The 6,000-nt window shown below is 69.5% G+C and carries 5 protein-coding genes (1 of these 5 cut by a window edge); all 5 read left to right on the top strand.

The genetic code is table 11. From position 1 onward, the window contains the following. A protein-coding gene (locus H1Q64_RS26930) for an enoyl-CoA hydratase/isomerase family protein (protein WP_237907513.1) crosses the window boundary here: on the top strand, positions 1-292 show its 3' portion. Its footprint begins 479 nt before the window's first position; only the last 292 of its 771 coding nucleotides appear in the window; its start codon lies beyond the left edge, outside the window; the stop codon is at positions 290-292. Between the two features lie 125 nt (positions 293-417). Next, positions 418-1,491 carry a polyamine ABC transporter substrate-binding protein gene (locus H1Q64_RS26925; protein ID WP_237907512.1) on the top strand — a complete coding sequence of 358 codons (1,074 nt, stop codon included), beginning with the start codon at positions 418-420 and terminating at the stop codon, positions 1,489-1,491. Between the two features lie 30 nt (positions 1,492-1,521). Continuing rightward, positions 1,522-2,625, top strand: coding sequence for an ABC transporter ATP-binding protein (locus tag H1Q64_RS26920; RefSeq protein WP_137105746.1), 1,104 nt, complete (start codon positions 1,522-1,524; stop codon positions 2,623-2,625). Further along, complete coding sequence (locus H1Q64_RS26915) at positions 2,622-4,391, top strand: ABC transporter permease subunit (protein ID WP_237907511.1); 1,770 nt, start codon at positions 2,622-2,624, stop codon at positions 4,389-4,391. The genes H1Q64_RS26920 and H1Q64_RS26915 overlap by 4 nt, the downstream gene beginning before the upstream one ends. A gap of 56 nt (positions 4,392-4,447) precedes the next feature. Further along, on the top strand, positions 4,448-5,977 hold the full coding sequence (locus H1Q64_RS26910) for an AMP-binding protein (protein WP_237907510.1): 1,530 nt from the start codon (positions 4,448-4,450) through the stop codon (positions 5,975-5,977). Positions 5,978-6,000 lie beyond the last annotated feature (23 nt).

Here is a 6,000-nt window from a genome sequence, read left to right as displayed (position 1 = left end):
GCTGTCGGGTCGCCTGATGGACGCCGAGGAAAGCCACCGCATCGGCCTGATCAACCGCATCGTCCCGCAGGACCGCGTTATGGCCGAATCGCTGGCCCTGGCCGAGGAGCTGGCCGCCAAGCCGCCGGTCGCCATGCGCCTGGACAAGCAGCGCTTCCGCGAGATGACCGATGCCGGCTTCCGCGACGCCCTGGCCGCCGGCGTGCGCATCCAGCGCGAGGCCTACGCGTCCGGCGAACCGGCCCGGATGATGGAGGAGTTCCTCGCCAAGCGCGCCGCGAAGCGCGCGTAACTCGGGCTCAGGCCGCAAACACGACTCTTCCTGGGCGCAACGATCCGCCCACCCGCGCCGCCACGGCGGCGCTCATCCACCGGGGCAACAGAGACGCCCCGGCCGCACAGAACAGGGAGTTTCACATGAGCAAGACCTCCGGCTTCTCCATGGGCCGCCGCAGCCTGATGAAGGGAGCCGCCGGCGTCGCGCTGGGCGCCACCCTGCCCGCCGGGCTGCTGCGTCCGGCCTTCGCCGCCACGCAGATCACCGTCGCCGACCCGGGGGGCCCCTACAGCCCGGCCTTCCGCAAGGCCTTCTACGACCCGTTCGAAAAGGCCACCGGCATCAAGGTGGTCAACGTCGCCCGCGAGGCGGAGCCGACCGCCCAGTTCAAGGCCATCGTGGAGACCAAGTCCTACACCTGGGACGTCTGCACGCTGACCCTGTCGGCGCGCGACATCCTGATGAAGCAGAACCTGCTGGAGCCGCTGAACTTCACCGCGGCGGACGCGCCCGGCCTGATGCCGGATTCGCTGACCAGCCATTGGATGGGCACCGACGTCTATTCGACCATTCTCGGCTACCGCGCCGACAAATTCGCCTCCAACGCGCCGCAGAGCTGGGCCGATTTCTGGAACGTCGAGAAGTTCCCGGGCCGCCGTTCGCTGCGCAAGAACCCCATCGACACGCTGGAGCAGGCTCTGCTCGCCGACGGCGTGCCGCTCGACCAGCTCTACCCGCTCGACGTCGACCGCGCCTTCAAGGCGCTCGACCGCATCAAGCCGCACGTCGCCGTGTGGTGGACCGGCGGCGCCCAGTCCAGCCAGCTCATCCAGAGCGGCGAGGTCGACATGATCGCCCTGTGGAACGCCCGCGCCCAGGCGGTGATCGACGGCGGCGCCCCGGTGAAGATCAACTGGAACCAGGGGCTCTATTCGATCGAGGGCTGGGGCATCCCCCGCGGCAACCCGCGCGCCGACGCCGCCCGCCAGTTCATCAAGTTCTGCGCCGACCCGGCCCGTCAGGCCGTCTTCACCGAGGTGCTGGCCTACGGCCCGACCAACCTCGACGCCTACAAGAGCATCCCGAAGGAGCGCGCCCCGGCGCTGCCGACCTTCGAAGACAATCTGAAGGTGATGACCATCGCCAAGGAGGATTGGTGGGGCGCCAACCGGTCGAAGATGAACGAGCGTTTCAACGCCTGGATTCTCGGCTAAGCCCGCCTGTCGGAAAGGAGACCCGCCGCCATGCTCTCACCGCTCGCACAGGCGCGGACAGCGCCGGTCCAGGCCGGAGCCGCCGCCACGCCGAAGCTGCTGGTCGACGGCCTGACCAAACGGTACGGCGCCATCACGGCGCTGGAGCCCACCCGCCTGGAAGTCCCGGCGGGCGAGTTCCTGACGCTGCTCGGCCCGTCAGGGTCCGGCAAGACCACGCTGCTGCAGATGATCTGCGGGCTGGTGGAGCCCAGCGGCGGGCGCATCCTGATCGATGGGCAGGACGAGACCCGGACGCCCGTGCACAAGCGGGACATCGGTCTCGTCTTCCAGCATTACGCCCTGTTCCCCCACCTGACGGTGGCCGAGAACATCGGCTTTCCCCTGCGCATGCGCGGCGTCGCACCGGCTGATCTGGCGCGGCGCGTGAAGGAGGCGCTGGAGATGGTCCATCTGGGCCACCTCGCCGGGCGCTTCCCCAAGGAGCTGTCCGGTGGGCAGCAGCAGCGCGTCGCCCTGGCGCGCTGCTTCGTCTACCAGCCCTCGGTCATCCTGATGGACGAGCCGCTGGGGGCGCTCGACAAGAAGCTGCGCGAGCATATGCAGTACGAGATCAAGCGCCTGCACCGCGAGACGGGCGCCACGATCATTTACGTCACCCATGACCAGGAGGAAGCCCTGGCCATGTCGGACCGCATCTGCCTGATGAACCACGCCCGGATCGAGCAACTCGGCACCCCGCACGACATCTACGCCCGCCCGAAAACCGCGTTTGCCGCCGACTTCATCGGCGTGTCGAACATCTTCCGCGGGCAGGTCAGGCGCGACGGCAACGGAGCGCCCATGCTGGTCACCGGCAACGGCAGCTTCCGCCTGTCCGCCGACACGCCGGACAGCCAGGACGGCACGCTGGTCGTCCGTCCCGAACAGCTCGACATCGACGGCGACGGCGACAACGAGGTGCGCGGCGAGGTGGTGGACACTGTCTATGCCGGGTCCGAGACCCGCGTGCTGGTGTCACTCGGCGGCGAGGAGACGATCACCGTCCGCCTGCGCCGCGGCACCGCACCGCCGCGGCTGGGCGAGGTGGTCGCGGTGCGCTGGCGCGCCGACGCCGGGGTGCTGGTGTCATGAGCGCCGCAACCCTGAACCATGACGGCGCCTTCGCGGCGGCGCGGCGGCGGCTGCGCTTCGGCCCTCTGTGGCTGGCCGCCCCCGGCCTCGCCTTCCTGGCCATCTTCTTCCTGTTCCCGGTGCTGCGGCTGCTCGGCCTCAGCGTCCAGGATCTGGAGACCTCGGCCTGGACCGGCGACCATTACGCCCGCATCGTTGCCACGGACGTCTATTTCCGCGTCCTGATGAGCACCTTCCGCATCGCCGGGCTGACCGCCCTGCTGTCGCTCCTGTTCGGCTATCCGCTGGCCTACTGGCTGGCGCAGTTGCCGGAGCGCCAGCGCGGGCTGGCGATCCTGGCGGTGATGGTGCCCTTCTGGACCAGCTATCTGGTGAAGACCTTCGCCTGGATGGTCATCCTGGGGCGCACCGGCGTCATCAACCAGATCCTGTCCGGCACGGGGATGTCCCCTCTGCCGCTGCTGCACAACGAGTTCGGCGTGATGGCCGGCATGGTCCACGCCATGCTGCCGCTGGCCGTGCTGACCATGCTGCCGGTGCTGACCACCATCGACCGCCGGCTGGTCCAGGCGGCCGAGACGCTGGGGGCGCCGCCGGCCAACGCCTTCTGGCTGGTCTATTTCCAGCTCTCTCTGCCCGGCGTGGCCGCGGCGGGGCTGCTGACCTTCATCTCGTCGCTGGGCTTCTTCATCGTTCCGGCGCTGCTCGGCGGGCCGCAGCAGACCATGCTGGCGCAGCTCATCATCACCCAGATCCAGGAGATGCTGAACTGGGCCTTCGCCGGCGCGCTGGCCACCTTCATGCTGGTCGCGGCGCTGGTCACCTGCTGGGTCTACGACCGGCTGTTCGGCCTGTCCTCCCTGTCGGGAGAGAGTTCCGGGCGGACCGGCGCCGGCCAGGGCCACCTGCGCAGCGCCGGGATGACGATCCTGTCGGCGCTCGCCAAGGCGTCGACGGCGCTGGGCGCCCCGGTCGGGCGCGCGCTGGGGCCGAAGATGATGGACCGGCTGCTGCCGCTCTATTCCGCGGCGATCATCGTCTTCCTGGTCGCCCCGGCGCTGGTCGTCGTTCCCATCGCCTTCACCACCTCGCCCTTCCTCGACTTCCCGCCGCCGGGCTACGGGCTAGAGTGGTTCCGCGTCTACTTCAACTCCGACTTGTGGGTGTCGGCGACGATCCGCTCCTTCGTGGTGGCCTTCGCCACGGCGATCCTGGCGACGCTGGTGGCCGGTCTGGCGGCGCTGGCGCTCGCCCGCTCCTCCTCGCGCTGGCGGGGGGCGATCTTCGCCTTCTTCCTGGCGCCGATGATCGTGCCGCGCATCGTCATCGCGGTCGGGCTGTTCTACCTGTTCGCCCAGATCGGGCTGGTCGCCACCGACCTCGGCCTGATCATCGGCCACACGGTGCTGGCCCTGCCCTTCGCCTTCGTCGCGATCTCCGCGGTGGTCAAGGGGCACGACTGGCGGCTGGACCAGGCGGCGGCGACGCTGGGGGCGAACCGCTTCCGGACGCTGATGCTGGTCACCGTTCCGCTGATCCGCGGCGGTCTGGTGGCGGCGTTCCTGTTCGCCTTCATCACCTCCTTCGACGAGCTGACCGTGGCGATCTTCGTCAGCGGCGGCGTCAAGACCACGCTTCCGAAGCAGATGTGGGACGACATGATCCTCCAGTTGAACCCGACGCTGGCCGCCGTGTCCGTCGTGGTCTTCGCGATCGTGATGGCCCTGCTGCTGATGGCGGAATGGCTGCGCCGTCCGGCGCGGTGATCCGCAACCACACTCGGCCGTCACCAACCGACCAAACGCATTCGAGATTACACATCATGTCCGATTTCGAAGAAGGGTTCGTCCGCCTGTTCACGCAGGCGGCCCGGACCGGACGCGCCCGCCTGTTCGCCCGCTTCAACGGCGAGGCGCTGAGCTTCGCCACGCTCGACCGCCAGTCCGACGGCGTGGCGGCGGAGCTGCGGCGGCTGGGGCTGAAGCCCGGCGACCGCGTGGCGCTGATGCTGCGCAACAGCCCGCTGGTGCTGTCCACCCTGTTCGGCCTCGCCAAGGCCGGGCTGGTCTGGGTGCCGATCAACGCCCAGCAGCGCGGCGAGGGCCTGCGCTACATCCTGGAGCATTCAGATCCCGGCGCCATCATCGCCGAGGCCGAGTTCCTGCCGGTGATCGCCGAGACGGGTGCTGTGCCCGCCGGCACGCCGATGATCGTCCAAGGCGATCCGGCGGCGGACCTGCGGCTGGAGACCCTGCTGGAGTCCAACGCCGCCTTCGAGGAGGCGCCGCCCGCCCCCGACGACACCTTCGCTATCATGTACACCTCCGGCACCACCGGGCGGCCCAAGGGCGTGCTGGTGTCGCACCGCATGATGCGGCTGGCCGGCGAGGCGGTGGCCCGCGTCTCGGCCGCCCGCGACGGCGACGTGCTGTTCGTGTGGGAGCCGCTGTACCACATCGGCGGCGCCCAGATGATCGTCATGCCGCTTATCCGTGCCGTGTCGCTGGCCATGGTCGACCGCTTCAGCGCCAGCCGCTTCTGGGATCAGGTGCGGGAGTACGGGGCGACCCACATCCACTATCTGGGCGGCATCCTGCAGATCCTGCTCAAGCAGCCGGTCTCGCCGCGCGACCATGACCACCCCGTGCGCATCGCCTGGGGCGGCGGCTGCCCAAAGGAGACCTGGACGCCCTTCGAGGAACGGTTCGGCGTGCAGATCCGCGAATGCTACGGCATGACCGAGGCGTCGAGCATCACCACCTGCAACGACGAGGGCGTGGTCGGCGCGGTCGGCCGCCCGATGCCGTGGTTCACCGTGGAGCTGCTGGACGGCGCCGGCCAGCCGGTGCCGAAGGGCGAGCGCGGCGAGATCGTCGTCCGCACCGACCGCCCCGGCGCCATCTTCCCCGGCTATTTCCGCAACCCGGAGGCGACGGCCCGCGCGCTCAAGGACGGCGCCCTGCACACCGGCGACCTCGGCTCGCTCGACGACAGCGGGACGCTGCTGTTCCACGGCCGGATGACCGACAGCGTGCGCTGCAAGGGCGAGAACGTTTCGGCCTGGGAGGTCGAGCATGTGGCGGCCACCCACCCCTCCGTCGAGGACTGCGCCATCATCGGCGTCGCCGCCGACGTCGGCGAACAGGACATCAAGCTGTTCGTGAAGGCGAAGGCCGGGGCGACGCTGGACATCCCGTCGCTGTCCGGCTGGCTCGGAAAGCAGCTCGCCCCCTACCAGAATCCGCGCTACATCGCGGTGGTCGAGGAGTTCGAGCGCACCCCCAGCCAGCGCATCATGAAGCACAAGCTGTCCCCCGCCTTAGATGGCTGCTGGGACCGGCTGGCCGGCTGACGGCGTCCCCACTCCCCCCGCAT

It is taken from the genome of Azospirillum brasilense (assembly GCF_022023855.1).
Lineage (GTDB): Bacteria > Pseudomonadota > Alphaproteobacteria > Azospirillales > Azospirillaceae > Azospirillum > Azospirillum brasilense_F.
Note: the sequence above shows the minus strand (reverse complement) of the source record. Positions and strands in the feature narration are given on the sequence as shown.